The sequence below is a fragment of the Bacillus sp. JUb11 genome (assembly GCF_024807925.1).
Classification (GTDB): domain Bacteria; phylum Bacillota; class Bacilli; order Bacillales; family Bacillaceae; genus Bacillus; species Bacillus altitudinis.
Map to the genome: position 1 here is coordinate 14,579 of NZ_JANUEZ010000006.1, position 25,815 is coordinate 40,393.

Annotated in this window: 33 protein-coding genes; 22 read left to right on the forward strand and 11 right to left on the reverse strand. The window is 40.0% G+C overall.

Features of this window, described 5'->3' with window-relative positions:
• Positions 1 to 74: 74 nt before the first annotated feature.
• The 3 genes from M2369_RS12130 to M2369_RS12140 all read left to right on the forward strand — a co-directional run bounded on the left by M2369_RS12130 (position 75) and on the right by M2369_RS12140 (position 3,670).
• The gene (locus M2369_RS12130) at positions 75 to 2,069 is read left to right on the forward strand and encodes a glycosyltransferase family 39 protein (RefSeq protein ID WP_259254387.1); all 1,995 of its coding nucleotides are present in this window, start codon (positions 75 to 77) and stop codon (positions 2,067 to 2,069) included.
• Between the two features lie 228 nt (positions 2,070 to 2,297).
• On the forward strand, positions 2,298 to 2,678 hold the full coding sequence (locus M2369_RS12135; protein WP_224559893.1) for a NucA/NucB deoxyribonuclease domain-containing protein: 381 nt from the start codon (positions 2,298 to 2,300) through the stop codon (positions 2,676 to 2,678).
• A gap of 143 nt (positions 2,679 to 2,821) precedes the next feature.
• On the forward strand, positions 2,822 to 3,670 hold the full coding sequence (locus M2369_RS12140) for an STAS domain-containing protein (protein WP_017359585.1): 849 nt from the start codon (positions 2,822 to 2,824) through the stop codon (positions 3,668 to 3,670).
• A gap of 32 nt (positions 3,671 to 3,702) precedes the next feature.
• Here M2369_RS12140 and M2369_RS12145 read toward each other — a convergent pair whose 3' ends face one another.
• On the reverse strand, positions 3,703 to 4,245 hold the full coding sequence (locus M2369_RS12145) for an IseA DL-endopeptidase inhibitor family protein (protein ID WP_024719089.1): 543 nt from the start codon (positions 4,243 to 4,245) through the stop codon (positions 3,703 to 3,705).
• Between the two features lie 296 nt (positions 4,246 to 4,541).
• Here M2369_RS12145 and M2369_RS12150 point away from each other — a divergent pair, with 296 nt between their 5' ends.
• The gene (locus M2369_RS12150; protein ID WP_057079489.1) at positions 4,542 to 4,979 is read left to right on the forward strand and encodes a hypothetical protein; all 438 of its coding nucleotides are present in this window, start codon (positions 4,542 to 4,544) and stop codon (positions 4,977 to 4,979) included.
• A gap of 47 nt (positions 4,980 to 5,026) precedes the next feature.
• Here M2369_RS12150 and lexA read toward each other — a convergent pair whose 3' ends face one another.
• The gene (lexA, locus tag M2369_RS12155) at positions 5,027 to 5,647 is read right to left on the reverse strand and encodes a transcriptional repressor LexA (protein WP_007499350.1); all 621 of its coding nucleotides are present in this window, start codon (positions 5,645 to 5,647) and stop codon (positions 5,027 to 5,029) included.
• A gap of 159 nt (positions 5,648 to 5,806) precedes the next feature.
• Between lexA and yneA the strand changes: the two genes are divergently transcribed.
• The 6 genes from yneA (at position 5,807) to M2369_RS12185 (ending at position 10,223) form a co-directional block, all read left to right on the forward strand.
• Positions 5,807 to 6,118 carry a cell division suppressor protein YneA gene (gene yneA, locus M2369_RS12160; protein WP_007499348.1) on the forward strand — a complete coding sequence of 104 codons (312 nt, stop codon included), beginning with the start codon at positions 5,807 to 5,809 and terminating at the stop codon, positions 6,116 to 6,118.
• A gap of 17 nt (positions 6,119 to 6,135) precedes the next feature.
• Positions 6,136 to 6,783 (forward strand): YneB family resolvase-like protein, encoded by a 648-nt coding sequence (locus tag M2369_RS12165; protein ID WP_017359583.1) that lies wholly within the window; start codon positions 6,136 to 6,138, stop codon positions 6,781 to 6,783.
• A 69-nt stretch (positions 6,784 to 6,852) separates the two neighbouring features.
• Positions 6,853 to 7,083 (forward strand): DUF896 domain-containing protein, encoded by a 231-nt coding sequence (locus tag M2369_RS12170; protein ID WP_039167715.1) that lies wholly within the window; start codon positions 6,853 to 6,855, stop codon positions 7,081 to 7,083.
• A gap of 188 nt (positions 7,084 to 7,271) precedes the next feature.
• Positions 7,272 to 9,275 (forward strand): transketolase, encoded by a 2,004-nt coding sequence (tkt, locus tag M2369_RS12175; RefSeq protein ID WP_259254391.1) that lies wholly within the window; start codon positions 7,272 to 7,274, stop codon positions 9,273 to 9,275.
• Positions 9,276 to 9,473: 198 nt separating this feature from the next.
• Positions 9,474 to 9,920 carry a sporulation inhibitor of replication protein SirA gene (gene sirA, locus M2369_RS12180; protein ID WP_041507216.1) on the forward strand — a complete coding sequence of 149 codons (447 nt, stop codon included), beginning with the start codon at positions 9,474 to 9,476 and terminating at the stop codon, positions 9,918 to 9,920.
• A gap of 84 nt (positions 9,921 to 10,004) precedes the next feature.
• A complete protein-coding gene (locus M2369_RS12185; RefSeq protein WP_003212379.1) occupies positions 10,005 to 10,223 on the forward strand; it encodes a YneF family protein in 219 nt (72 codons plus the stop codon).
• Between the two features lie 268 nt (positions 10,224 to 10,491).
• Here M2369_RS12185 and M2369_RS12190 read toward each other — a convergent pair whose 3' ends face one another.
• Entirely contained in the window at positions 10,492 to 10,665 is a 174-nt protein-coding gene (locus M2369_RS12190; RefSeq protein WP_369810454.1) for an aspartyl-phosphate phosphatase Spo0E family protein, read from the reverse strand.
• Positions 10,666 to 10,873: 208 nt separating this feature from the next.
• On the opposite strand from M2369_RS12190, the gene M2369_RS12195 reads away from it, so the two are divergent.
• Complete coding sequence (locus M2369_RS12195; RefSeq protein ID WP_008343813.1) at positions 10,874 to 11,581, forward strand: cytochrome c biogenesis CcdA family protein; 708 nt, start codon at positions 10,874 to 10,876, stop codon at positions 11,579 to 11,581.
• A gap of 94 nt (positions 11,582 to 11,675) precedes the next feature.
• Entirely contained in the window at positions 11,676 to 12,158 is a 483-nt protein-coding gene (locus M2369_RS12200; RefSeq protein WP_056703240.1) for a CcdC family protein, read from the forward strand.
• Positions 12,159 to 12,179: 21 nt separating this feature from the next.
• Here the strand turns inward: M2369_RS12200 and M2369_RS12205 are convergent, their stop codons facing one another.
• The 4 genes from M2369_RS12205 to sspO form a co-directional block, all read right to left on the reverse strand.
• The gene (locus tag M2369_RS12205) at positions 12,180 to 12,608 is read right to left on the reverse strand and encodes a DUF2621 domain-containing protein (RefSeq protein ID WP_007499335.1); all 429 of its coding nucleotides are present in this window, start codon (positions 12,606 to 12,608) and stop codon (positions 12,180 to 12,182) included.
• A 259-nt stretch (positions 12,609 to 12,867) separates the two neighbouring features.
• The gene (locus M2369_RS12210) at positions 12,868 to 13,257 is read right to left on the reverse strand and encodes an Hsp20/alpha crystallin family protein (RefSeq protein WP_025207398.1); all 390 of its coding nucleotides are present in this window, start codon (positions 13,255 to 13,257) and stop codon (positions 12,868 to 12,870) included.
• Between the two features lie 102 nt (positions 13,258 to 13,359).
• Positions 13,360 to 13,506, reverse strand: a complete 147-nt coding sequence (locus M2369_RS12215; protein WP_058337579.1) for a small acid-soluble spore protein P — start codon at positions 13,504 to 13,506, stop codon at positions 13,360 to 13,362.
• Positions 13,507 to 13,523: 17 nt separating this feature from the next.
• A complete protein-coding gene (sspO, locus tag M2369_RS12220) occupies positions 13,524 to 13,670 on the reverse strand; it encodes a small acid-soluble spore protein O (protein WP_017359581.1) in 147 nt (48 codons plus the stop codon).
• Between the two features lie 220 nt (positions 13,671 to 13,890).
• Here sspO and acnA point away from each other — a divergent pair, with 220 nt between their 5' ends.
• The 7 genes from acnA to M2369_RS12255 all read left to right on the forward strand — a co-directional run bounded on the left by acnA (position 13,891) and on the right by M2369_RS12255 (position 18,683).
• The gene (gene acnA / locus M2369_RS12225; protein ID WP_039167737.1) at positions 13,891 to 16,620 is read left to right on the forward strand and encodes an aconitate hydratase AcnA; all 2,730 of its coding nucleotides are present in this window, start codon (positions 13,891 to 13,893) and stop codon (positions 16,618 to 16,620) included.
• 66 nt (positions 16,621 to 16,686) lie between these two features.
• Positions 16,687 to 17,190 (forward strand): TlpA family protein disulfide reductase, encoded by a 504-nt coding sequence (locus tag M2369_RS12230; RefSeq protein WP_008343807.1) that lies wholly within the window; start codon positions 16,687 to 16,689, stop codon positions 17,188 to 17,190.
• Positions 17,191 to 17,266: 76 nt separating this feature from the next.
• Positions 17,267 to 17,392, forward strand: coding sequence for an FbpB family small basic protein (locus M2369_RS12235; RefSeq protein WP_003211002.1), 126 nt, complete (start codon positions 17,267 to 17,269; stop codon positions 17,390 to 17,392).
• 51 nt (positions 17,393 to 17,443) lie between these two features.
• The gene (locus M2369_RS12240) at positions 17,444 to 17,587 is read left to right on the forward strand and encodes an acid-soluble spore protein N (protein WP_008357830.1); all 144 of its coding nucleotides are present in this window, start codon (positions 17,444 to 17,446) and stop codon (positions 17,585 to 17,587) included.
• A gap of 15 nt (positions 17,588 to 17,602) precedes the next feature.
• Entirely contained in the window at positions 17,603 to 17,845 is a 243-nt protein-coding gene (gene tlp, locus M2369_RS12245) for a small acid-soluble spore protein Tlp (protein ID WP_017359579.1), read from the forward strand.
• A 103-nt stretch (positions 17,846 to 17,948) separates the two neighbouring features.
• Positions 17,949 to 18,371 (forward strand): acyl-CoA thioesterase, encoded by a 423-nt coding sequence (locus M2369_RS12250; RefSeq protein ID WP_008343800.1) that lies wholly within the window; start codon positions 17,949 to 17,951, stop codon positions 18,369 to 18,371.
• A 3-nt stretch (positions 18,372 to 18,374) separates the two neighbouring features.
• Positions 18,375 to 18,683 (forward strand): hypothetical protein, encoded by a 309-nt coding sequence (locus M2369_RS12255; protein ID WP_024719080.1) that lies wholly within the window; start codon positions 18,375 to 18,377, stop codon positions 18,681 to 18,683.
• A 41-nt stretch (positions 18,684 to 18,724) separates the two neighbouring features.
• Here M2369_RS12255 and M2369_RS12260 read toward each other — a convergent pair whose 3' ends face one another.
• Together M2369_RS12260 and plsY are read right to left on the reverse strand one after the other, a co-directional pair.
• Positions 18,725 to 19,012, reverse strand: a complete 288-nt coding sequence (locus M2369_RS12260) for a HesB/YadR/YfhF family protein (RefSeq protein WP_008343795.1) — start codon at positions 19,010 to 19,012, stop codon at positions 18,725 to 18,727.
• A gap of 96 nt (positions 19,013 to 19,108) precedes the next feature.
• Entirely contained in the window at positions 19,109 to 19,690 is a 582-nt protein-coding gene (gene plsY / locus M2369_RS12265) for a glycerol-3-phosphate 1-O-acyltransferase PlsY (protein WP_008343794.1), read from the reverse strand.
• Between the two features lie 154 nt (positions 19,691 to 19,844).
• On the opposite strand from plsY, the gene M2369_RS12270 reads away from it, so the two are divergent.
• From M2369_RS12270 to parC, 3 genes are all read left to right on the forward strand, one after another.
• On the forward strand, positions 19,845 to 20,258 hold the full coding sequence (locus M2369_RS12270) for a CoA-binding protein (protein ID WP_007499324.1): 414 nt from the start codon (positions 19,845 to 19,847) through the stop codon (positions 20,256 to 20,258).
• A gap of 415 nt (positions 20,259 to 20,673) precedes the next feature.
• Positions 20,674 to 22,641 carry a DNA topoisomerase IV subunit B gene (gene parE / locus M2369_RS12275; protein ID WP_007499323.1) on the forward strand — a complete coding sequence of 656 codons (1,968 nt, stop codon included), beginning with the start codon at positions 20,674 to 20,676 and terminating at the stop codon, positions 22,639 to 22,641.
• A 2-nt stretch (positions 22,642 to 22,643) separates the two neighbouring features.
• A complete protein-coding gene (gene parC / locus M2369_RS12280) occupies positions 22,644 to 25,085 on the forward strand; it encodes a DNA topoisomerase IV subunit A (protein ID WP_100325052.1) in 2,442 nt (813 codons plus the stop codon).
• A 53-nt stretch (positions 25,086 to 25,138) separates the two neighbouring features.
• Here the strand turns inward: parC and M2369_RS12285 are convergent, their stop codons facing one another.
• Entirely contained in the window at positions 25,139 to 25,264 is a 126-nt protein-coding gene (locus M2369_RS12285) for a hypothetical protein (protein WP_008343787.1), read from the reverse strand.
• 29 nt (positions 25,265 to 25,293) lie between these two features.
• A complete protein-coding gene (locus M2369_RS12290; protein ID WP_008343786.1) occupies positions 25,294 to 25,641 on the reverse strand; it encodes a hypothetical protein in 348 nt (115 codons plus the stop codon).
• Positions 25,642 to 25,815 lie beyond the last annotated feature (174 nt).

A 25,815-nucleotide genomic window follows, 5' to 3' on the forward strand; every position in this document is an offset into this window, starting at 1 on the left:
TTTTTTGTTCATCACTATTTCATATTTACAAGCTATGCTGAATGAAATAAATGAAAAAGAAAGAAGAGATATGAGTGAAAAATAAAAAAATAGATATGATATTGTTGTTGATTTTATTGATTGCAGCTTTTCTCTACACTTATCAAATTTGGCAGAATGACAGTGCCAATCAATATTATTTAACTGCAGTCAAAAGTATGTCCAAAAGCTTCCATCACTTTTTTTATGCCTCATTTGATGCAGCTGGATTCGTATCAATTGATAAACCACCCGTCGTTTTATGGATTCAAACCATCAGTGCACTTATTTTTGGCTTTCATACATGGAGTGTGATATTGCCGCAGGCACTTGCTGGAGTGGGGTCTGTTCTTCTTCTTTATCTCATGATAAAACCGGCTTTCGGTCAAGGTGCTGCAAGGGTGTCAGCGGCCGTTATGGCTCTCACGCCAATTGCCGCAGCTGTGAGCAGAACGAACAATATCGACAGTATGCTCGTCTTCACATTACTTGCGGGTACGTATTTCTTGATGCGTGCTGTAAAAAGAGGGAAGTTGAGCTGGCTTCTTGTTGCCTTCGCTTTGGTAGCTGTAGGATTTAATATGAAGATGCTGCAAGCGTTTATGGTCGTTCCAGCATTTATTTTCTACTATTTCATTGCTGCTCGCGTACCGTTAAAAAAGAAAATTTTCTCTCTTTTATGCTCGATCGTCGTATTAGTCTGCTTATCTCTATCGTGGGCAGTTGCTGTAGATATGACAGCTGAAAGTGAGCGCCCTTATGTGGGAAGCAGCCAAACAAATTCAGTGTTAGAACTTGCCTTTGGGTATAACGGCACGGAACGGCTGCTTGGTCAGACGACAGGGAAATCCTTTGGTGACATGAACCAGCAAGCAGGTATGATGATGCCAGACAATTCTGGATTAGGAAATTCGTCAGAGGATCAGTCAAACAGAAATCAGCCGTCTCCATCCCCAAATCAAATGATGCCACCTCAACATGGTTCAGGTAGTGGTTCTCCGCCTGGAAGTGCTGTAGGTCAACAAAGTATGAATATGTATGGCACTGGGAATCCCGGTATATTTCGTTTATTTCAATCTGCATTGTCAGGTCAAATCGGCTGGATGCTGCCGTTTGCTTTGTTTGGGCTTTTAGGGATGATCATCAGCTGGTGGAAGGAGAGAAAAGCTCAATTAAATGAATGGAAACAAACGATGTTTTGGACAGCATGGTTGATTCCTGCTGCCGGATTCTTTAGTATTGCGGGTTTCTTTCACCATTACTATCTCATTATGCTTGCCCCGCCTATTGCAGCACTATGCGGCATAGGAGCTAAGAAGATGGGAGAGTTATTTAAGGCAAACAAAGGAATATCTGCGTATTTGCTTCCAGCAGCAATCGCTGTTACAGCCATCTTCCAAGGGTATATTTTGAGTAACTATACGACTCAAATCAGTAGTATTTGGATGTATGCCATTGCCATTGCGGGAACAAGTATCGCTATCCTATTGCTGATGTACAGAGAAAAACAATTGATCATGAAACGACTGCTCATCACTGCTTTGACAACGCTGTTACTGTTTCCAGGTTTTTGGTCCGCCACCCCAATCATATATGGTGGAAATGCTGTTCTTCCAGAGGCAGGTGTACAGCTGGCTAGTTCACGAGGTGGGAACATGTTTACATCTAGTGTCGATCAAGGCTTACTCACTTATTTAAAGGCTCATCAAACAGGTGAAACGTATTTATTTGCAACGCTTACGACTGTTACCGCAGCGCCATATATCATTGATGAAGATGAGAATGTCATGGCTTTAGGCGGTTTTAATGGGACAGATCCTATTTTGACTGTCAACAAATTAAAAGCACTTATTCAACAAGGAAAGGTGAAATACTTTTTATTACCAGACAATCAGTCATCAGCTAACAGCAAATTGGTTAGCTGGATTAAATCACATGGTACAGTCATCTCATCTGAAGAATATAAACGATCCACATCAGCTGAAGAGGGGATGCCATCCGAGATGTCTTCACAAAACGAAACATTATATAGGGTAGATGAAATATCTTAAGTAGAACAAGGCGAATGATGAAGAGATCATTCGTTTTTTCTTATGGATCAGTATCCAGGAAGATTCAGCTCATGTTTTTCACATGTCATCACTCAGCCACTCATACATTAAAAATGACTCATTCCCTTCAAGTCAACATCATTTCATCAAAAGTATGAGGAGGTCACAAAGCTTTTGAAGATGAGAAAAGGCTGGATCGCTGCTGTCGTTCTTTGTTTTGTCATTTGGATGGGTGCGTTATTAGGTGGTTTTGGAGAGGATCGTTCCGCAAAAGGAGCAGATCGTTATGATCATGTGATTCAATTTCCTAAGGAACGGTATCCTGAAACAGGCAGTCATATTCAAGAAGCTATTCGAAAAGGGCACTCAGACGTGTGTACCATTGACCGAAATGGGGCAGATGCCCGCAGGCAAGAATCATTAAAAGGAATTCCCACAAAACCTGGTTTTGACCGGGATGAATGGCCGATGGCGGTGTGTCTTGAAGGAGGAAAGGGGGCGAGCGTTCAATATGTCAGTCCATCAGATAATAGAGGCGCTGGTTCATGGGTCGGGCATCAAATCAGCGGGTATCCTGACGGGAAACGAATTTTATTTATTGTTAAATAAACATAGACAAGAGGCTCCTTGAGAGGGGCTCTTTTTGTTCAACAGGAGCGTATTCGAGCTAGCAGGTACAAAAGATTCAGTGGTACAATCAATCCATCAGGTACAAAGACTGACAAGTAGAAAATGTGAAAGGACATATGCTTATGGAAAAGAACCGTGCATTATACGATTTTTTCATGCAACATGCAGAGAAACTGACTGAAACATGGTATGAATCAATTGAGGATGATGATCCAGAATCCATTTATCGTTCAACAGATTCCAGCATCATAGCAGAGCTAAAACGGCAAAATCAAGATTATTATCAGCATTTTATCCGCGCACTTATTGAAGACAAGACGTATTTACATACGAAATTTAAAAAATGGTCTGAAGACTTAGCAAGTGATCCGAAGCACTTGAACACGCCATTAGATTACGTCGTGAGAGAATATATGTCCAATCAAAGGGTGGTTCTTCATTACTTAAAAGAGTTTATAAAACAGCATCAAGGTGATATTGACATTGACCGAATATTTTATTGGTATGATTTGATATCTGAGGCATTTAACATTTCAATTCATGTCTTTATTCAGCAATATGTGAAAAATACCACCAAAAAACTCGTTGCACAAAGAGACATGATTTATGAGCTGAGTTCCCCAGTCATTGTGTTAAAAAGTCATGTTGCCTTATTGCCTTTAGTTGGAGATATTGACACTGCGCGAGCAAAGATTATCTTAGAAAATACATTAAAACAGTGTTCGCAAAAAGGTGTTCAACATTTATGTATTGATTTATCAGGTGTCGTCATCATTGATACGATGGTAGCACATCAAATCTTTGATCTTGTCACGTCACTTCGGTTAATTGGGGTTGATACGACCATTTCAGGGATTAGACCAGAAATTGCTCAAACGGCTGTACAGCTTGGACTTCCTTTTAATGAATTTCAAACGGCTTCATCACTTGCTCACGCTTTAGATCGTATGACTGAATTTTCATCCATATAAAAACCAGGCCTAGTGAACGACCTGGTTTTTATTTAGATCACAGCGTCAATTTTTGTTACTTTCCACTCTTTTTGTACTTTCTCGAAAGTGACAGTACGTTTTACTTTGCGTCCATCAAGTGTTGGAACTGTGAATTCGTATGTGCGGATTGTACTTTTCTTAGAGACGAGTTTAGGTGTTGCCTTATCCCAATTAAGCATATTGTCTCCATCACCAACTGGCACAGCCATTTTTCCTTTATGAACGATGAACTGATAGTCTTTTAAACCGTGAGTAATGGCATCTTTTGTGAAAACTTGAGATAGATAGCTGTTTAGTTTTTTCTTTGTATCAAATGTTTTAGACAGGTAGTTGTAAGTCATATCTTTATAAGTAAATGATTTTAATTTGTAATCTGAATGCTCTTTAATGTTGTAGCCTGACATCGCACTCCAAAAGTGTTCTCTTGCATCAAGGGCAATATGTAACGCTTCTTTATTTGTCAAAGCGGCTGATTTTTTGGAAGCGGCCAGTGTTGTTGTTTGTAATGAGATCATAAGCATAATAGCGGTTAATAAAACAAATAATTTTTTCAAGGCGATTGCCTCCTTTTCTCAATGAAAACTTCTTATGTTACAAATATTACAATAGTTACAGAGATATTACAAGTATTAAATCTAAATGTTTTTTATTTCTTTTCTTTCTACATATATAACGTTTGAGGGAGACAAAAAGTTTTCATTTTTTTATTTTTTTCTTCCTCATTAGTATTTAACCGTTCTAAAGAAGAATAAAACGTCTTTTGGAAAGATTTCTATTTGTCTCCTCAACACTCTTTTTTTATGTATGACATATACTGTCGTGATGAATGTCTAAGAAAGTGGTGTTTAGTATGTATAATCCATATGAAGGTACGTGGAATGGGTACTTGTACGATCGGCAGGTACAAAGCATGCCGGCGTTTCCTATTTCTCAAGTTGGAGGATTTCCCGGTTTGCCATTCGGAGGGACTGGGCAAGGTGCAGGAGGACAATCGGTCCCGCCAGCCCCGCCGCAGCATATCATCTCGCAATATCAACAAGCAGTCTCTCAGCCTCAAAGTATGCAGCCGCTCATTGCGGGGCAGAGTGTAGGCGGAAGCCAGCAAACGGTTCAATTTGCAGCTGGATGTAATAGAAGGTGGACCATTGTGTTCCTTAGAAACGGTCAAGTATTTCTCATGTATGTTCTTTCCTCGCAGCCTTTTGGCCGTACAACGGGTTTCATATGGCCGAACTTTACATTTGGCTCGTTCCCAAGCTCCAGTATTCTTGCATATTCTTGTTCATAAAAGAAAAAGCCGGCTCTCATCAGCAATTGATGAAATACCGGCTTTTTTTAATGAATATTTCTAAATACGCCAATCACTTTACCTAGTATACTCACATTCTGTAAAATAATCGGTTCCATTGATGGATTCTCGGGCTGTAATCTAAAGTGTGTATCTTCCTTATAAAAACGTTTCACTGTTGCTTCATCTTCTTCTGTCATAGCCACCACAATATCTCCATTGTTGGCAGTGCTTTGCTGACGCACAATGACGTAGTCTTTGTCCAAAATACCTGCATCAATCATACTTTCTCCCATAATTTCAAGCATAAATACTTGTTCATCTGGCGCTGCAAAAGTTTCTGGAAGTGGGAAATATTCTTCTACATTCTCAACAGCCGTGATAGGCAAGCCTGCTGTGACTTTTCCGATGACTGGAACATTCATTACAGCGCTTTTTGGAATATTCATTTCCTCTTCATCTAGTACTTCGATCGCTCTAGGTTTCGTTGGGTCTCTTCTAATTAAACCTTTCGTTTCTAGTCTAGCTAAATGTCCATGGACAGTTGAGCTGGATGCTAGACCGACAGCTTCGCCAATTTCACGAACGGATGGGGGATAACCCTTGCTTTTTACTTCTTCTTTTATGAATTTCAGGATATCGAGTTGTCTTTTTGATAGCTTCGTCATCTTTTGCACCTCAAAACGTCAATTTTAAAGAAATTATAGCATGTTTTTCCTAACAGTACAAACATAGGTTCGAAAAAAACGTTTGACAGAAACGTTTGTTCGTATTTATAATGAGTGTCAGAAAGAACGAACACACATTCTATTAGGAGAGATGACATTATGAGGTTAAAGGAATCTATTATTTTTATTGGGCTATTCTCATTCATCGTTGGCATATTTCTCTCACTTATTGCAGTCACTAGCCATAATGATCCAAATCAATATGTTAAAATAGAGGTTCAATCAGGTGATACTCTTTGGGGATTAGCTGATCAAGTAAACGACAGTAAATCAATCGATAAAAATGCTTTTATTGACTGGGTAACTGAACACAATGATCTCGCTTCAACTGACATCCAGCCGGGAGATATCCTTGTGATTCCAGTTAAAAAAGAGCATCCAGTCGTATATCAACTTGCAACAGTACAGTAGAAAGGTCGATTGAAGACATGAATGCAATCATTTATGCGAGAGTAAGTACTGCCAAAGAAGAGCAAGAAACCTCGCTTAAAAGACAAGAAGAAGAACTGCTTGCTTTAGCTGCAGCGCACAAGATGAATGTAGTCAAAGTGATTAAAGAAAAAGCGAGTGGATACGATCTTGATCGTGACGGTGTTTTTGACATGCTGGCTGCGCTGAAAGAGGAAGAAATCGATGCTGTTCTCATTCAAGATGAGACACGCCTTGGAAGAGGGCAGGCGAAAATCGCTCTTCTTCATTGTCTGTTTAAAGAAAAAGTCAAGGTGTACAGCGTATTTCATAGAGGAGAGCTTGAGCTTTCAGAAGCAGACGAGATGGTCATTGAAATTGTAGGCGTTGTAGAAGAGTATCAGCGTAAAATTCATAATTTGAAAATTAAGCGTGGGATGAAAAAAGCTGTTGAGCGAGGGTATCAACCCGAACTAAATTTAAAACACCAAGAACAGGCGCCTGGCCGCGAACGTATTGAAGTACCGATTTCTGAAATTGTTCGATTAAGAAAAAACAACATGACATTCGCTGAAATTGCAGTGACATTGCAGGCACTTGGTTTTGACATTTCAAAAGCAACCGTCCATAGAAGGTACCAAGAATATGAAAAAGGGCTTGCAACTTAAAGCGTGATTTGTTGTAAAAATGACTGATATTTAGTAGTATGTAGAGAAAATGTTTTAAAGGAGTTTGTCATGATTTCTAAAGAACAGCTTGCAAGAATCAATGAGCTTTCAAAAAAGTCGAAAGAGACCGGTTTGTCGGACGCTGAGAAAACAGAACAGAAGCAATTAAGAGAGGAATATTTAAAGGCTTTTCGTTCTTCTATGAAAAATACACTCAAAACCGTGAAAATCGTCGATCCAGAAGGAAACGATGTCACACCAGAAAAATTAAAAAGAGAAAGAGACCAGAATCTTCATTAAAGGTCATCATTTCTTTATTTTTGAAAAGATGGGAGGAATATTCTCATCTTTTTTCATATTTGCATAAGTTTTTAGGTGATCGATAAACTAAATGTGACAAAATCCTTCTTTTTCGGCGTGAAATAGTTGTGAAAAAAGGACAGTAGATTTATGATAATGGTGTACACAAGATACGGAAGGGGATTTATATGGAAACGATTGAATTGAAATCTATTGCAACAATACGTACTCTCTCCATAGACGCAATTGAAAAAGCGAATTCCGGTCACCCTGGAATGCCGATGGGCGCTGCACCAATGGCATACGCTTTATGGACGAATCACTTAAACGTAAGTCCGCAAAATCCAAATTGGTTTAACAGAGACCGTTTTGTGTTATCTGCGGGACATGGCTCTATGCTTTTATATAGCATGCTTCATTTAAGCGGATACAATCTGAGCATCGAAGATTTAAAACAATTCCGCCAATGGGGAAGCAAAACACCTGGACATCCTGAGTTTGGACATACAGAGGGTGTAGATGCGACAACAGGTCCTTTAGGACAAGGGATTGCGATGGCTGTTGGAATGGCACTTGCAGAAAGACATCTTGCAGAAACGTATAACAAAGATAACTTTAATGTTGTGGATCACTATACATACAGCATTTGCGGAGATGGAGACTTAATGGAGGGCATTTCCTCTGAAGCTGCTTCACTTGCTGGTCATTTAGGCTTAGGCCGTTTAATTGTTCTTTATGATTCAAATGACATTTCTTTAGATGGCGACCTCGATCGTTCTTTCTCTGAAAATGTGAAGAATCGTTTTGAAGCGATGAATTGGGAAGTTCTTTATGTAAAAGACGGCAATAACATTGACGAAGTGACGGCTGCCATTGAAAAAGCCAAACAAAGTACAGACAAACCTACACTTATTGAAGTGAAGACGACAATCGGTTTCGGATCTCCAAACCGTGCGGGAACGTCTGGGGTGCACGGTGCACCGCTTGGCAGTGAGGAAGCGAAGCTAACGAAGGAAGCTTATTCTTGGACGTTTGAAGAAGATTTCCATGTACCTTCTGAAGTGTACGATCATTTCAAAACAGCTGTAAAAGACGCTGGACAGAAAAAAGAAGCAGCGTGGAATGAACTGTTTGAGCAATATGAAAAAGAATATCCAGAACTAGCAGCTCAGCTGAAGCTTGCGATAGAAGGAAAACTTCCTGAGAATTGGGATCAAGAGGTTCCTGTTTATGAAGCAGGTTCAAGCCTTGCCTCTCGTGCTTCTTCTGGAGAAGTATTAAATGGCATTGCAAAACAAGTACCATTCTTTATTGGCGGGTCTGCTGACCTTGCTGGATCTAATAAAACAACAATCAAAGATACAACTGACTTTGGCAGAGAGAATTACGCTGGCAGAAACATTTGGTTTGGTGTGAGAGAATTCGCAATGGGTGCTGCATTAAACGGTATGGCACTTCACGGCGGACTTCGAGTATTCGGCGGAACATTCTTTGTTTTCTCTGACTACTTAAGACCTGCCATTCGTCTTGCTGCATTAATGGGACTTCCTGTCACTTATGTATTTACGCATGACAGCATTGCGGTTGGGGAAGATGGACCAACGCATGAGCCAGTTGAACAGCTCGCTTCATTACGTGCGATGCCTAACCTTTCTGTGATTCGTCCAGCTGATGGAAACGAAACAGCTGCAGCATGGAAAATTGCTGTATCTTCAACGAATAAACCGACAGCGCTTGTTCTTACTCGTCAAAACCTTCCAACGATTGATCAAGCACCAGAGAAGGCGTATGAAGGCGTAGAAAAAGGTGGATATGTCGTCGTTGAAGCAGCTGATGCACATCCAGAAGCTCTTCTACTTGCTTCAGGATCTGAAGTAGGTTTAGCCATTGAAGCGCAAAAAGCACTTGAAAAAGAAGGCATTCGCGTTTCTGTCGTGAGCTTACCTGCATGGGACCGCTTTGATGAGCAGTCAGACGAATACAAAGAGTCCGTTCTTCCTAAAGCAGTGAGAGCACGTGTTGCAATCGAGATGGGTGCTTCACTTGGCTGGGAACGTTACACTGGCCTTGATGGCGATGTGATTGCGATTGATAAATTTGGCGCTTCTGCTCCAGGCGAAACCATTATTGAAAAATACGGTTTCACTGTCAGCAACGTGGTGAGCCGCGTAAAAGCAAAGCTGAATAAATAATCAGTCTCCAAGCATCATGCTTTTTTGCAGTCGGTTTGCAGAGCTTTTCACTATGCTCTGCAAACTTTTTTCTTTTTTCTTGTTTTTTTGACAAAACTAGTTTCTTCTTGCTTCATATATAGACAATTCTTTCTTTCACATTTTTGTATAATACAAGCAATAAGCGAGATTGACGAAATGTGAAAGGAAGGGATAGACATGGAACGCCATTATTATATTTATTGGATTGAGGATGAGTTTGCTCATCATTATTTTGGTAGAGAATCTATTTTGTTTCATTTGTTTGAATCGTTACACTGGACGAACCGCAGTGATGACGAATTAGTCATGCTTGTTAAGCAAGTGGATTATGTAACGAAACGAATCCCTGCTTTTCATATGCACCAGCGTTTAATGAACAATTTAACCAACATTCACTATACACAAATAGGCTCAATATACAGTGCATCGCTACCAGATGGAAAAGGCACAGCCGCATTCATTATAAAAGACCGTTACATTCAAATGTCTGCCACAGGCAGTTATGAGGCAGAAGCGGTGTTTTTTGAAGTACTCAGAAAAATTAGTCCTTGTTTCCTGGCTATGGACTTTGGATCAAAGAAGCATGGGTGGCTCAATCCGGTAAAAGTGATGAATTTTGTTTAAAAAAATAAAATTGAACGTGAAATGTTGTATAATAGCCTTTTGTTTAGTACACTTTATACGAGACAACATGAAGGAGGAAGAATTATGGATTTATGGGTTGTCATCCTTGTAGGCGTTGTTGCACTGCTTGCAGGAGTTGCACTCGGATTCTTTATTGCTCGTAAGTATATGATGAGCTACTTGAAAAAGAATCCACCAATTAATGAACAAATGCTTCGAATGATGATGATGCAAATGGGCATGAAACCGTCCCAAAAGAAAATCAATCAAATGATGAAAGCCATGAACAACCAAGCGAAATAATACGTACGTTATTATGATCATAGATGGAACATGGTCCCTAAAGATTGGACAAGCGATGTCCTTTCTTTATTGAAGTCACCTTCATCAGACGCATAAAACCACTGTACTTGCATGAATAAAGCAGGGAAAGTGGTTTTTATTTTGCCGTGAACCGTCCGTTAAAGACAAAACAAAAAACCCCTGTGAGCAGAGGTTTTCGTTTCTTTTATTGTCACACATATCAACTTTTCTAAAATCGTGCGGCATTTGTTTCTATCTTGAGATATCATTAGTTGGCTGAGTTTGAGTGTAAGTGTCGTTGATATTGTAAGAGGAGATGATCTAGCTGCTGGCTATGTTCGATGGTCACTGTTGACGTCATCCCATTATGCAAGACAACTTTCATCAACTCTTCTCTTTTTTCTTCAATTTGAGTTAATAATGATGTTTTTACCAAAGTCATGTTCCTTTCATGCAAATCTTGATAAAAAGAATCGGTTCTATTATATCCATTTTAAGGTTTATTTTCAAATTTAAAGGGTTTGATATCTTGATGTCAAATTAAATTATATAAGGTTTTAAGAGATTAGACCATCTTTATTGAGATGATGTAAAAAAAATGAAATGAATTTGTCATCTCTTATTGTATATTGTAAGAAGGGGGTGTTCTTTTGTCAGATTTGAATTACTTTTTAGCGTTTGGAGCAGGGTTTCTTTCTTTTATCTCACCGTGCTGTCTGCCACTTTATCCAGCCTTTTTATCCTATATTACGGGCGTTAGTATAGATGAAGTGAAATCTGAGAAGGTGATGCTGAGAAGGAGAAGTCTGCTTCATACATTATTCTTTTTAATTGGGTTCTCTCTCATTTTTATTGCCATTGGATTTGGGACATCGTTTGTTGGGAAGTTTTTCATTGAATATCAAGATGCGATTCGTCAAATCGGTGCCATTCTCATTATTTTCTTTGGCTTTATGATTCTTGGTGTATTTCAGCCTTCTTTTTTAATGGGAGAAAAGAGGTTGCAGTTTAAAAATCGTCCAGCCGGTTTTTTTGGATCGATTCTCATCGGAATGGGTTTTGCAGCTGGTTGGACACCATGTACCGGCCCGATTTTATCAGCTGTCATCACACTTGCCAGCAACAAGCCAGAGTCCGCTGTGACCTACATGATTGCGTATGTATTAGGTTTTGCTATCCCATTTTTTGTTCTTTCCTTTTTCATCACAAAAATGGCTTGGATCAGAAAGCGTCAGCAGCTCATTATGAAAACTGGCGGGATTATTATGATCGTGGTAGGAATCTTGCTGTTCTTTGATCTTCTGACGTGGATCATTATTATGTTCTCATCATTATTTGGAGGATTTACTGGTTTTTGAAATCGTTTTCTACAGTCGCGGCGAATGGTTTTTTTTCGTCAATTGGAGTATATTATACATAGGCTGACCTTAAAGAATAAAGGAATGATTTGATATGATGATCATAATTTCTTCTATAGTGGCGGTATGTATGGCGGTAGCCGTCATGTTTATTCGCATTAAATCATCTGCAAAACCTGCAACCGCGAAAAAAATTATTTTACCTCCTATCTTTATGAGCACTGGTGCACTGATGTTTTTTGTGCCAATGTTTCAAGTAACTGGAGCTGAATTTTTAGAGGCGATTACTGTAGGGATGTTTTTCTCTATCTTTTTAATTAAAACATCGAAATTTGAAATTAGAGGCAATGAAATCTATTTGAAGCGTTCAAAAGCATTTGTGTTTATTCTCATTGGACTTCTTGTCCTTCGTATCGGAATGAAGACGATTTTAAGCTCTTCCATTGATTATGGTGCGCTCAGCGGGATGTTTTGGATTCTAGCCTTTGGCATGATTGTCCCTTGGCGGATTGCGATGTATTTGTCGTTTAGAAAGATGTCTAAACAATTAGATCTGCAGCAGGCCCAAATAAATTAAACCTCCTTTTTAAAAAGGAGGTTATTTTAATAAAGATTCATATGGTGAATGGTCGATCTTTTTTTCTTGAAGGCGCTTTAGTAGAAATTTATGATCCCGCTTCGGTGTAGCGATAATATAGCCGCGAATGATTAAGTCTAAATTAATGCTGGCCGCTTGTTCTTTAAGTGCCAGCTCGCCAATTTTACCGGCGATTTTTTCTTTGGCGACGTCTCTAAACAGCTCTGGAACCGGTAATACTAGCTCATTTAATAGCTGTTTGTCTTCATCGCGCCATAGGTGCAGGCTCTTTTGAATATATTCATCCTGCCAATCAAGCTCTGATTTCCCGTCTTCTTTCGGCAATCGTTTTAAAAACTTGCGAAACATAAAAAAGCCACCGATTGCTAGTAATCCAATCATCACTGTACCCCAAAATAAAATGAACCACAAAAACCAGCCGCTTAACATGTTCTCACTCCCTATATCCCTTCTCTCTACTCTATTTTACATGAAGGGAAGGTAGAAGAAAATAACAAAAATGTATGAGTTTTTTCTCTATAAACGCCTTTTTTGATCAAGAGGCGCCCATTTACTAGAATGACCCAAACCATTTAGTAGAAAAGGAATACATTATTGTATAGCGACTCTACTATTTGGCCATGGTGGTTCGCACAAGGTATTGACTTGAAACGAACGGAAGAGAGCCCGCCTGTATACAGGCGGGCTCTTAATGTTTGAAGTGCGGCATTTGAAAGGAAAATGCTCCGTCTTGACGATGGGCATCCTTTTTGATTTTGATTGATATGATTCTGTTTTCGTAATCTGTATCAATGTCTTTGTCATTCAAATAAAAAGGGAGCATGACACTTTTTTCAATCGGCTGTTCTCTTTCATCAATCAAATAAGCGAGGATGAGCTCACATCCGGAAAAGGTCAGTTTTAAATCAGTGATCGACAGGGTGGAGAGGTCGATCTCAATAATATAATCACGGCTCGTTTCATAAAGATCTATTGGGAGCTGTTCGTCATACCATGCAAAAGGATCGTCCATTAATACATTCAGCCAATCATCTATTTCAAGAAAATCAGAGGAATTCACTTGCTTTTCATTCTCCATAAACACTCCTCCATCACATCTCATAATAAATCATATGATAAAAGCTGAAATGTGTGAAAGACCTAAAACATCCCGTTTGGTCACGGGCTTAAGAGAGAATGTTTACATATCATGATGTGAATTGTGCTTTTGTCTTGTATGGTTGCGATTTTTCACTTTTTTACTGCCTGATAGTGGCTCAGGTTGCCCGCCTTGATGCTCTTTAGGAGAGTTTTGACGTATGTCTTTCCCAGTGTTTTTGTCCGTCATCATTTCTCACTCCTTTCTTATTGGTTTTTTTTACGCTTTTTATTGTTTTGCTTTTGTTCTTCTGTTAAAACGAGCTGATCATTTTCTATATAGCCTGCACCATTTCCTTGGCTTTTGGCTGCGTTCATGCCGTCAATGACATGATTTGCTTTTCTTTTTGTCATGTTCTATCACCTCAGCATTAGTATGAACCCGTGCTGCTCAGTTTATGAAGAGTAATCATTTCCTCATGATAAGCTAAACTTATTGAATTTAATAAAAGCATTGTTATTTACTTATGTATGAATTTGTTTTAAGATGAAATTGTGAGAAAATTGTGGTGAAATACGACGATTTTTCTGAGAATTGAAATTGATCTTGATCATCAAAAGGGGGATTTTGGACATGTCGAAACAGCAGCAAGTCGCTAAACAAGACGCTTTTCAATCTAGAAAAACGTTTTCGACAAATGGGAAAACGTATCACTATTATTCGTTAGAAGCACTAGAGAAACAAGGAATCGGAAATGTTTCTAAGCTGCCTTATTCCATTAAGGTACTTTTAGAATCAGTGCTTCGCCAAGTAGACGGTAGAGTGATCAAAAAGGAACACGTTGAGAACTTGGCAAAATGGGGAACTGCCGAGGTAAAAGAAATTGATGTTCCATTTAAACCTTCTCGTGTTATTTTACAAGACTTCACGGGTGTACCAGCCGTCGTTGACCTTGCTTCTTTAAGAAAAGCAATGGCAGATGTGGGCGGAGACCCAGATAAAATCAACCCTGAAATTCCAGTTGACCTGGTCATTGACCACTCTGTACAAGTCGATAAAGCTGGAACTGAAGATGCATTAAACATTAACATGGATTTAGAATTCGAACGTAACGCAGAGCGTTATAACTTCCTTAGCTGGGCAAAGAAAGCGTTTAACAATTATCAAGCTGTTCCGCCTGCAACAGGGATCGTTCACCAAGTGAACTTAGAGTATCTTGCAAGTGTTGTTCATGCAATCGAAGAAGATGGCGAGATCATCACTTACCCAGATACATTAGTTGGTACTGACTCACATACAACAATGATTAACGGTATCGGTGTACTTGGATGGGGCGTTGGCGGTATCGAAGCAGAAGCTGGTATGCTTGGTCAGCCTTCTTACTTCCCAGTGCCAGAAGTCATTGGGGCTAAATTAGTAGGAGAGCTTCCAAACGGAACGACTGCAACTGACCTTGCCTTAAAAGTGACACAAGTACTTCGTGAAAAAGGCGTAGTGAACAAATTCGTTGAGTTCTTCGGACCAGGAGTTGCACAGCTGCCGTTAGCGGATCGTGCAACGATTGCAAACATGGCGCCTGAATACGGTGCTACTTGCGGATTCTTCCCAGTAGATGAGGAAGCGCTAGCTTACCTTCGCCTTACTGGACGTGATGAAGAGCAAATTAATATCGTTGAAGAATATTCTCGCGCAAATGGCTTATTCTATACGCCAGATGCAGAAGAGCCAATTTTTACTGATGTTGTGGAAATTGATCTTTCTCAAATTGAATCAAACTTATCTGGTCCAAAGCGTCCACAAGATTTGATTCCACTTTCTAAAATGAAAGAAACGTTCCATCAGCACATTGAAAGCCCAGCTGGTAACCAAGGGTTTGGCTTAGAAAAATCAGAGCTGGATAAACAAATTGAATTTGATCTAGCAAATGGTGAAAAAGCTGTGATGAAGACAGGTGCAATTGCGATTGCAGCGATTACGAGCTGTACGAATACATCGAACCCATACGTCTTAATCGGAGCAGGTCTTGTTGCGAAGAAAGCAAGTGAGCTCGGTATGAAGGTGCCAAACTACGTGAAAACGTCACTAGCGCCAGGTTCTAAGGTTGTAACAGGATACCTCGTGAACTCAGGACTTCTTCCATACTTAAGAGACCTCGGATTTAACATCGTTGGGTATGGCTGTACAACTTGTATCGGAAACTCAGGACCGCTTGCACAAGAAATTGAGGATGCTGTCTCTGAAAATGATCTGCTGATCACTTCTGTTTTATCAGGTAACCGTAACTTTGAAGGACGTATCCATCCGCTTGTGAAAGGAAACTACCTTGCATCTCCACCATTAGTTGTGGCGTATGCACTTGCTGGTACGGTGAATATTGATTTAACAAAAGATCCGATCGGTGTCGATAAAAATGGTGAGAACGTTTATTTCAATGACATTTGGCCATCAATGGACGAAATCAACAGTGTTGTGAAAAGCACAGTTACACCTGAACTCTTCCGTTCAGAGTATGAAACTGTATTTGACAGCAATGACCGTTGGAATGAAATTAAAACGACGGACGATGCATTGTATAAATGGGATGAAGATTCCACATACATTGCAAACCCGCCATTCTTCGAAAACTTATCAGTTGAACCTGGTAAAGTTGAACCGCTTAAAGGATTGCGCGTCGTTGCCAAGTTCGGTGACTCTGTCACAACAGACCATATTTCTCCTGCTGGAGCGATTGGTAAAGACACACCTGCAGGTAAATACTTGCAAGAAAGAGGCGTATCGCCTAGAGACTTTAACTCATACGGATCTCGCCGTGGTAACCACCATGTTATGATGAGAGGTACTTTTGCAAACATCCGCATTAAAAACCAAATCGCACCAGGAACAGAAGGCGGGTATACAACGTACTGGCCAACTGGTGAAGTGACATCCATTTATGATGCATGCATGCGTTATAAAGAAGATGGAACTGGTCTTGCGATCTTAGCAGGTAAAGATTACGGTATGGGTTCTTCACGTGACTGGGCTGCAAAAGGAACAAATCTTCTTGGAATTAAATTCGTTCTAGCGGAAAGCTTTGAGCGTATCCACAGAAGTAACCTTGTCTTCATGGGCGTACTTCCTTTACAGTTTAAAGACGGTGAAAGTGCAGAAACTTATGGACTAACAGGAACAGAAACATTTGAAGTAGATGTTGATGAAACAGTTCGTCCGCGTGATCTTGTCACTGTAAAAGCAATTGATACTGATGGCAACGAGAAAACATTTGAAGTAATTGTTCGCTTTGACAGTGAAGTCGAAATTGACTACTACCGTCATGGTGGTATCCTTCAAATGGTATTGCGTGAAAAATTGGCAAGCAACTAATAAAGCAAAGAAGAGAAGGCGCTTAGACAGCTTTCTCTTCTTTTTTAACATAGTGGAGGATCAATCATGTGGAAAAAAGGAATGGCAAGCGCTGTTTTACTTGTGTTGATTGGTTTACTTGCGTGGAATGTATTCGGACCAAAAGAACCTGCCATCGGTCTTGAAACAGGGGACAAAGCCCCTGATTTTGAGCTCAAAACCCTTGATGGCAAAACGGCATCGTTATCTGATTATCGAGGGAAAAAAGTACTCCTCAATTTTTGGGCGACATGGTGTAAGCCTTGCCGAACAGAAATGCCAGATCTAGATGCAATTAGAAGTGAAAATGACCAAGTTGAGGTACTAGCGGTGAATTTGACGAACACTGAAAAGAGTGTGGATCACGTCGCCTCATTTATTGATGAACTTAAGGTCAGTTTTCCTGTTTTATTAGATCAAAAAGGGATTCAAGCGAGATATCAGGTACTTTCCTATCCGACGACATACATACTAGATGAAAAAGGGCGTATCCTGTCTGTAAAGCATCAAATGCTCACAAAAAAAGAAATTGAAAAAGAGCTGGATCTATAATGATTCAGCTCTTTTTTGCTTATTTTCTTAATGTTTTGGCGAAAATGGTATGAACAGAGTGGAGGTGGTGATAGACATGAGAAGAAGAAAGCGCCGTACATTTGAAGAACTTGTGCTTGAAAATAAAAAAGAATTATTAAGCAATGAGGAATTTTTAAACCAGCTTGAAGAAAAGTTGGAAGAGCGTTTTAGACAGAAATAAGTTATGATTTGTCCTTTTTCGTTCATCCTAAAGAAGAGGGAGGGATGAATGATGGGTAGAGAGCATGATAAACAAGCGCAGTTTACACCAGACCATTTAGGGACAAAACCTGTAGCATACAAACGAAATAAAGGCAAAAAGATGCATAATAAATCGAATGAACAGCCTGATGTGATACAGACGAAGGGCGAATAATAGGAGGGAAGCATGATGAATGACAAGTCATATCAATCCAATCCAGATGATCGTTCTGACAATGTTGAGAAGCTGCAGGATATGATCGAAAACACACTTGAAAATATTGATGAATCTGAAGCAGCAATGGGTCTTTCAACAGAGGAAGAAAAGCAGATGATCAAGCAAAAAAATGAAAACCGTAGAACAAGTATTGACGCAATGCGTTCTGAAATAAAGGACGAGGAAGCAGCAAGAAAGAGCGGTTACACTGAATAAACCAGGGATTCCTGGTTTATTTTATTGCCTCTTTTTAGAAGAACCATTTGGAATGTGGTAAAATGTCAGAGACGTTAGGTTTTGATAGGAGAGCGATGAAAACGTGTATGTATCTAAAAAAGAAATAGAAGTCCGTTATGCAGAAACAGATCAAATGGGCATTGTGTATCATGCCAACTATTTAATTTGGATGGAAGTCGGCAGAACAGCGTTAATTAAAGAATTAGGCTTTTCCTATGCCCAGTTAGAGGCAGACGGTGTCCTTGCACCTGTTGTCGATCTTCAGGTTCAATATAAGAAACCACTACTGTACGGTGAAACGGCTACAGTTCACACATGGATTGAAGAATATAACGGCGTGAAAACAGTGTATGGCTATGAAATACAAAAACCTGATGGACAAACGGCTATTACAGGGACCACCTCACATATATGTGTGGACAAAGAAACCTTTAGACCGATTCAATTTAGAAAAGCTTTCCCTGCATGGCACAGCGTATACGAACAGTCCAAGAAGCAGGTTTGATTCATGGCATTTGGAATTAAAAGAAAAGATTTGAATGCTTGGAAATCAGCTGTTCGGCAAGGGAATGTGGCCTTTTTGACACACTATTGGCTTGATGACCGTTTTCCACATGCGAATACTGTCACAAAGGCAGCCTGTCAGGATATGGAGCAATTAATCGCTTGGGGACAAAAGCATGGATTAAAGAAAGAATGGATTCATGTTCGCGAAGGTTTTCCTCATTTTGATCTCATCGGTGATTCGCAAAAACGAATTTTGCAAAAAGAGCGGTCGTTAGGAAACATTCAGGAGTATGGACTTTATATTGAGTGATAAACAAAAAAGATACCCGAGGGATGAGGTATCTTTTTTGTTTATTCATAATGGAATTCTGGTTCTTTCACGGACTCGTTATAATCAATATGCAGATCATGGTTGTCAAAATACCAAATATCACTTTCTTCCACGAAGAAAGTAATGCCTTCTACTTCAGCGGTTGCGCCTGCATTTTGAGGTTCATCTTTTGCGACGCCGAGAGAAAAGCCTTTTTGTACATTACTGCACCCGCCATATCTGACAAAAAAGCGAACATGATCACCTTTTTCTAAATCTAGTTCATTCTTGTACCAATTGAGTGCATCATCTTTTATCGTTAATTTCAATGTGATCGCCCCTTTTTGAAGTCATGCTGTTTTTAAATGCAGGATGCAAAAACAGCTTTTCTTTACTTTTACCACATATTTAAATTGATGAAACGGCTAAAGCCATTTGATTTTCGGTTCAGTTTTGTTGAGAATTCGTTTGAGGTTGGCGATGTGTCTGAAGATCACAAAGCCAGCAAGAACAGCAACAACAATAATTAAAAATAGATCTTGGGTGAATATGCTGTAAATGAATGTGTAGATCCCAGTCAGCATAGATGATAATGAAACATATTTACTAATGTATAAAAATAAGAAAAAAGCAGCGATCATCGTGATAAATAAGAACGGGGCATAAAATAACAGCACGCCGCCTGATGTAGCGACCGCTTTTCCCCCTTTAAATTTTGCAAAGACAGGAAAGCTGTGACCGATAACAGCAGCAACTCCTGCTAATAAGGGATGAATGTCCAGTTGCATGAAAAACGGTAAAGCCGAAGCAAGAGTCCCCTTTAAAATATCAGCGGTGATAACGATCGACCCTGCTTTCACACCTAGTGTACGGAATGCATTCGTCGCACCTAGGTTCCCGCTGCCATGTTCACGGATATCGATTCCCTTTGCAGCTTTCCCGACAATGAGACCTGATGGAATACTGCCGAGAAGATAAGCCAAAATAAACATCAAAGCAATTAACATCTGCATAACTCCTTTATATTCTCCCTCTTGTCTTACATTTTAACATGATCTTATGAAAAACATGGCGATCTTTTTTTGAAAAAAACGATGGCCGATGAATTCAGCTTTGTTTTTAACAAGAAATTCGCTAAAATAGAAGAAAAGGAGTGTCTGGATGAATCATCCTTCAAAACAAGAAATTGGGCGTATATTAAAAAGCAGTAAGCGAATTGCAGTTGTAGGTTTGTCAGATCAGCCGCACCGAACGTCATATATGGTTTCAAAAGCCATGCAGGATGCCGGTTATGACATCATTCCTGTCAATCCAACGATTGATGAAGCACTTGGGGTAAAAGCGGTCGCCTCTTTAAAAGACATAAAAGAGCCTGTTGATATCGTCAATGTCTTTAGACGTTCTGAGTTTTTGCCTGAGGTGGCGAAAGAATTTCTTGAAATAGACGCACCTGTTTTTTGGGCGCAGCAAGGCGTATATCATGAAGAGGCAAAAAGGCTGATTGAGGAAAATGGCAAGGTCGCCATCATGGACTTATGTATCAAAGTGGCTCATGCGATGACAAAAACTCATTAAATCGTCAAAAATCCTTGGTTTTTCAAGGATTTTTGCTTTTTTGTTGCAGAAATATATTTGCGATTCTAGAAGAAAGCGATAAAATAAGGCGACAGGGACCTATCGGTGACCTTGCATATCGAGAAAAAGAGCGATAAGATAAATATAGAACATTTGTTCTGTTTTGCTAAAACCATCATATGATTGCATTTGGCTTATGAAACAGTCTTGTTTATAATGGACTTCTAGTTCTGATTGCAGAATGTAGAACATTCTCATAACCGTGCAAAAGAGCATGTATCGCTGAATCACACATGCATGGTGATGATGCAGCTTATTAAAGTGGACAGTAATGAGCAGCATGATCATCATTAAAATCTAGAGAGATCATTGATGATTAGCCGGTTATGTTTGTTAGTGAAAGGGGATTAAGCATTTGGTTAAAAAGCAGCAAGTAGATTATAACGATGATTCTATTCAGGTGCTAGAGGGGCTTGAAGCGGTCCGTAAACGCCCAGGGATGTATATTGGATCGACGGATTCACGCGGTCTTCATCACCTTGTCTATGAGATTGTAGACAACTCTGTCGATGAAGTGCTCGCGGGCCATGGAGATCATATCATTGTCAAAATACATAAAGATAACAGCATTTCCGTCCAAGATAAAGGGCGCGGAATGCCTACTGGTATGCATAAGCTTGGAAAACCGACACCAGAAATCATTTTAACGGTCCTGCACGCAGGCGGAAAATTTGGTCAAGGCGGTTATAAAACAAGTGGTGGACTTCACGGAGTTGGGGCGTCCGTTGTGAACGCACTTTCAGAGTGGCTCACCGTGACGATAGAACGCGATGGATTTATTTATCACCAGCGCTTTGAACATGGCGGAAAGCCAGTCACATCACTTGAAAAAATCGGGAAAACGAAAAAGACCGGTACACTGATTCATTTTAAGCCAGATCCAACGATGTTCAGTGTCACCACCTATAATTTTGATACATTATCAGAGCGTTTAAGAGAATCAGCCTTTTTATTAAAAGGGCTAAAAATAGAGCTGATTGATGAGCGCCATGATGTGCAGGAAACCTTTTATTATGAGACAGGTATTGAAGCGTTCGTTGCTTATTTAAACGAGGAAAAGGATGTACTTAGTGAAGTCGTTTCGTTTGAAGGCGAACATCAGTCCATTGAAGTCGATTTTGCCTTTCAATTTAACGACGGATATTCAGAAAATATTTTGTCGTTCGTCAATAACGTAAGAACCAAAGATGGTGGTACGCATGAGTCTGGTGCAAAAACGGCCATGACGAGAGCCTTTAATGAATATGCACGCAAAGTGACCCTTTTAAAAGAAAAAGACAAAAATTTAGAAGGTACGGATATTCGTGAAGGTCTGTCAGCTGTTATTTCTGTCAGAATTCCTGAAGAACTTCTTCAATTTGAAGGGCAAACAAAAGGAAAGCTTGGAACGAGTGAGGCAAGGTCAGCTGTTGATGCCGTGATTTCTGAAAAATTGGCTTATTTCCTTGAAGAAAACCGCGAAACGGCGACACTGCTTGTGAAAAAGGCGATTAAAGCGCAGCAGGCAAGAGAAGCGGCTAGAAAAGCAAGAGAAGAAGCAAGGAGCGGCAAGAAACGGAAAAAATCTGAAGCAACACTCAGCGGAAAATTAACACCTGCTCAATCTAGAAACCCGGCAAGAAATGAACTGTATCTAGTAGAGGGCGACTCTGCTGGTGGATCAGCCAAGCAAGGACGTGATCGAAAATTCCAAGCGGTGCTGCCGCTTCGAGGAAAGGTCATTAATACAGAGAAAGCAAAGCTTGCGGATATTTTCAAAAACGAAGAAATCAACACCATTATCCATGCCATTGGCGGCGGGGTTGGTGTCGATTTTAATGTAGAAGACATCAATTATGACAAAATTGTCATCATGACAGATGCTGATACAGATGGCGCGCATATTCAGGTTCTATTGCTTACATTCTTCTACCGCTATATGAAGCCGCTGATTGAGCATGGCAAAGTATTCATTGCTCTTCCGCCTTTATATAAAGTTAGCAAAGGCTCAGGGAAGAAAGAAGTCATTGAATATGCTTGGTCTGATGAAGAAATGGATGACGTACTAAAGAAAGTTGGAAAAGGATATACGATTCAGCGCTATAAAGGTTTAGGTGAAATGAATGCCGACCAGCTATGGGAAACGACAATGAATCCAGAGTCGAGAACGCTTGTCAGGGTGAAGATCGATGATGCTGCACGGGTGGAGCGCCGCGTCACGACACTGATGGGTGACAAAGTAGAACCACGCCGTAAATGGATTGAAAAGAATGTCGCCTTTGGACTTGATGAGGAAAGCAACATTCTTGAAAATGAAAACTTGTCGCTAGCTGAGGAGGTTTAAACATGGCACAACAAGAACGATTTCATGATTTACCGTTAGAAGAAGTGATTGGGGACCGTTTTGGTCGCTATAGTAAATATATTATCCAAGATCGTGCACTTCCAGATGCACGTGATGGATTAAAGCCTGTACAACGAAGAATTTTATATGCGATGTATGCAGAAGGAAATACACAAGATAAAAACTTCCGTAAAGCTGCCAAAACAGTCGGTAACGTAATTGGTAACTATCATCCGCATGGTGATTCTTCTGTTTATGAAGCAATGGTGAGAATGAGCCAGGATTGGAAAGTGCGAAACGTGCTGATTGAGATGCATGGAAATAACGGGAGTATCGACGGAGATCCTCCTGCTGCCATGCGTTATACGGAAGCAAGGCTTTCTGCAATTGCATCAGAGCTTTTAAAGGACCTCGACAAGGAGACAGTCGAATTTGTCGCGAACTTTGATGATACAAGCAAAGAGCCTGTTGTCTTACCAGCGATGTTTCCCAACCTTCTTGTGAACGGGTCAACAGGGATTTCAGCCGGTTATGCGACTGATATTCCGCCGCACCACCTAGGAGAAGTGATTGATGGCGTGATTAAGCGAATTGAACAGCCGCATTGTACGGTTGAAGATTTAATGACAGTCATCAAAGGGCCAGATTTCCCAACAGGCGGGATCATCCAAGGTGTGGATGGTATTAAGAAGGCATATGAAACAGGAAAAGGAAAGATTATGATTCGCGGAAAAGCGGAGATTGAAACCATCCGCGGTGGACGCCAGCAAATCGTGATCACAGAAATTCCTTATGAAGTGAATAAGGCCAATCTTGTCAAAAAGATGGACGAGTTCCGCATTGAAAGAAAAGTAGAAGGAATTTCTGAAGTTCGGGATGAGACGGATCGTACCGGCCTTCGGATTGTTGTAGAGCTGAAAAAAGAAGCGGATGCGAATGGTGTCTTGAATTTCTTATATAAAAATTCTGATCTGCAAATCCCATATAACTTTAATATGGTTGCGATACATAACAGAAGACCGACTTTAATGACGCTTACAACTGTACTAGACGCTTATATTGCTCATCAAAAAGAAGTGGTGACGAACCGCTCAGCATACGAGCTTCGAAAAGCAAAAGAACGTCATCATATTGTAGATGGATTAATTAAAGCTCTTTCCATTTTAGATGAAGTCATTGCGACGATTCGTTCGTCTAATGATAAGCGTGATGCGAAAAACAATTTGATGGAGAAATATGATTTTACAGAAGCTCAATCAGAAGCGATTGTTTCTCTCCAGTTATATCGTTTAACAAATACAGATATCACTCAACTAAGAGACGAAGCAAGAGAGCTTGACGTGCGAATTGCAGAGCTTGAAGACATTTTAGCGAATGAGAAGAAGCTGTTTAAAGTCATTACGAACAACTTGAAGAAGTTGAAAAAGACGTATGCTGATGAAAGACGATCCGTCATTGAGGAAAAAATTGAAGAAATTAAGATTAACCTTGAAGTGATGATCGCATCAGAGGACGTGTACGTCACAGTCACAAAAGATGGATACATCAAACGGACAAGCCAGCGTTCATATGCTGCATCAAACGGTAAGGACTTCGGTATGAAGGATACAGACCGACTGATTCACCAGTTTGAAATGAATACAACAGATGTTCTTCTGCTCTTTACGAATAAAGGGAGCTACATTTACTGTCCAGTTCATCAGTTACCAGATATACGCTGGAAAGACATGGGGCAGCACATTACGAATATTATTTCGATTGATCGCGATGAATCCATTCAAAAAGCGATCCCAATTAAAGAATTCGATGAAACATCGTATCTCCTGTTCTTTACAAAAGGCGGTATGGTGAAGAAAACAGAGCTTCTCCAATATAAAGCGCAGCGTTATTCAAAACCGCTTGTCGCCTTGAATTTAAAAGGTGATGATGAACTTGTAGATGTTCATGTCACAACAGGTCAGCAAGAATTGTTTATTGCAACGAAAAATGGCTATGGATTATGGTTTGATGAAGAAGAAGTGAGTGTGGTCGGTCCGAGAGCGGCTGGTGTGAAAGGCATCAATTTGAAGGACGGAGACGAGGTGGTCTCTGGACAAATCATTGATCCGAAGAATAATGTGCTTGTTCTCACGACACAAAGAGGTGCTGTGAAGCGGATGAACCTCTCTGAATTTGATAAGACATCAAGAGCAAAACGTGGAGTGATCATGCTAAGAGAATTAAAGAAAAACCCTCACAGAATTGTTGCTGTGATTGCTGCTTCACTGCACGATACACTTGAGATTGATACGGAAAAGGGTGCCACGATCCCGCTCGATATTTCCACACTAAGGGCAAATGATCGTTATAGCAATGGATCGTTTATTTTAGATGAGGAAGAGCAGGGAGAAGTAACTCAAGTTCTTTTATCACCTGCTGCATCTGACCAAGATGACAATAAATAAGCAAATCGAAAACCCCCTGCGTAAGGCAGGGGGTTTTTTATGATGAGGTCAATTTAACTCTCGTGATTGCCAAACATGCTTGTGATGGCATGCACTACTTCAATTCCTTGGTAAACGAAAAGAGAAAGTGAAGTGACAGAGAATAGACCTAGAATGAATACTCTTAAGAAAAATAACATCGTGTAAAACCTCCCAATTTTTGTTTGATTTAAATGGTTGGGTTAACACGAGCTACTCGGAAATTCGAAGACTGGTAGAACACTGCAAGTAAATGCTTCTTTTTCCGGTCAAATCGATCAGTATAAGTGATGCGTGCAAATCCAGCTGCCATACTGCCAATGACTAGCAGTGCTGTAAATGCCGCAAATACTGCGTTCACATGTTTTTGTTTCTTTTCATCGCCTGCTGTCTGAACGATTTTCATTTCATGTGATTCTTGATCAGCAACCACCTTTGCATGATGGTATACCTGAACGGAATGAGGCATTGAGAACAAATGAAAACTTGCAAGTGCTATGAATAAGACTGCTAATTTTAACAGCATATTTTTTTTCATTTTTCTCACCCCTTCCTGTTTATTTTCATGATCTTACCACGTTTTCAGTTATTTGAAAAGTCTTATTTTTTTACTTTCCCTCTTTAAAAAAGCGATAAACATCAAGACATCTATAGGACTGTTTCACTTCATGAAAGGTTTCAATTTTATTTATTAAATTTAAAAAAAGTACCG

Coding starts and splice junctions, on each gene's coding strand:
- M2369_RS12185 (WP_003212379.1), top strand. CDS start 10,005: ATGGATTTATGGGTTGTCATCCTTGTAGGCGTTGTTGCACTGCTTGCA.
- M2369_RS12150 (WP_057079489.1), top strand. CDS start 4,542: ATGTATAATCCATATGAAGGTACGTGGAATGGGTACTTGTACGATCGG.
- M2369_RS12140 (WP_017359585.1), top strand. CDS start 2,822: ATGGAAAAGAACCGTGCATTATACGATTTTTTCATGCAACATGCAGAG.
- plsY (WP_008343794.1), bottom strand. CDS start 19,690: ATGTTAATTGCTTTGATGTTTATTTTGGCTTATCTTCTCGGCAGTATT.
- M2369_RS12290 (WP_008343786.1), bottom strand. CDS start 25,641: ATGAAAAAAAATATGCTGTTAAAATTAGCAGTCTTATTCATAGCACTT.
- M2369_RS12230 (WP_008343807.1), top strand. CDS start 16,687: ATGTGGAAAAAAGGAATGGCAAGCGCTGTTTTACTTGTGTTGATTGGT.
- M2369_RS12170 (WP_039167715.1), top strand. CDS start 6,853: ATGATTTCTAAAGAACAGCTTGCAAGAATCAATGAGCTTTCAAAAAAG.
- acnA (WP_039167737.1), top strand. CDS start 13,891: ATGTCGAAACAGCAGCAAGTCGCTAAACAAGACGCTTTTCAATCTAGA.
- M2369_RS12210 (WP_025207398.1), bottom strand. CDS start 13,257: ATGGAGAATGAAAAGCAAGTGAATTCCTCTGATTTTCTTGAAATAGAT.
- tkt (WP_259254391.1), top strand. CDS start 7,272: ATGGAAACGATTGAATTGAAATCTATTGCAACAATACGTACTCTCTCC.
- parC (WP_100325052.1), top strand. CDS start 22,644: ATGGCACAACAAGAACGATTTCATGATTTACCGTTAGAAGAAGTGATT.
- M2369_RS12165 (WP_017359583.1), top strand. CDS start 6,136: ATGAATGCAATCATTTATGCGAGAGTAAGTACTGCCAAAGAAGAGCAA.
- yneA (WP_007499348.1), top strand. CDS start 5,807: ATGAGGTTAAAGGAATCTATTATTTTTATTGGGCTATTCTCATTCATC.
- lexA (WP_007499350.1), bottom strand. CDS start 5,647: ATGACGAAGCTATCAAAAAGACAACTCGATATCCTGAAATTCATAAAA.
- M2369_RS12215 (WP_058337579.1), bottom strand. CDS start 13,506: ATGACGGACAAAAACACTGGGAAAGACATACGTCAAAACTCTCCTAAA.
- M2369_RS12270 (WP_007499324.1), top strand. CDS start 19,845: ATGAATCATCCTTCAAAACAAGAAATTGGGCGTATATTAAAAAGCAGT.
- M2369_RS12135 (WP_224559893.1), top strand. CDS start 2,298: ATGGGTGCGTTATTAGGTGGTTTTGGAGAGGATCGTTCCGCAAAAGGA.
- sirA (WP_041507216.1), top strand. CDS start 9,474: ATGGAACGCCATTATTATATTTATTGGATTGAGGATGAGTTTGCTCAT.
- tlp (WP_017359579.1), top strand. CDS start 17,603: ATGAATGACAAGTCATATCAATCCAATCCAGATGATCGTTCTGACAAT.
- M2369_RS12200 (WP_056703240.1), top strand. CDS start 11,676: ATGATGATCATAATTTCTTCTATAGTGGCGGTATGTATGGCGGTAGCC.
- M2369_RS12285 (WP_008343787.1), bottom strand. CDS start 25,264: ATGTTATTTTTCTTAAGAGTATTCATTCTAGGTCTATTCTCTGTCACT.
- M2369_RS12255 (WP_024719080.1), top strand. CDS start 18,375: ATGGCATTTGGAATTAAAAGAAAAGATTTGAATGCTTGGAAATCAGCT.
- M2369_RS12190 (WP_369810454.1), bottom strand. CDS start 10,665: ATGACTTTGGTAAAAACATCATTATTAACTCAAATTGAAGAAAAAAGA.
- sspO (WP_017359581.1), bottom strand. CDS start 13,670: ATGACAAAAAGAAAAGCAAATCATGTCATTGACGGCATGAACGCAGCC.
- M2369_RS12240 (WP_008357830.1), top strand. CDS start 17,444: ATGGGTAGAGAGCATGATAAACAAGCGCAGTTTACACCAGACCATTTA.
- M2369_RS12205 (WP_007499335.1), bottom strand. CDS start 12,608: ATGTTAAGCGGCTGGTTTTTGTGGTTCATTTTATTTTGGGGTACAGTG.
- M2369_RS12235 (WP_003211002.1), top strand. CDS start 17,267: ATGAGAAGAAGAAAGCGCCGTACATTTGAAGAACTTGTGCTTGAAAAT.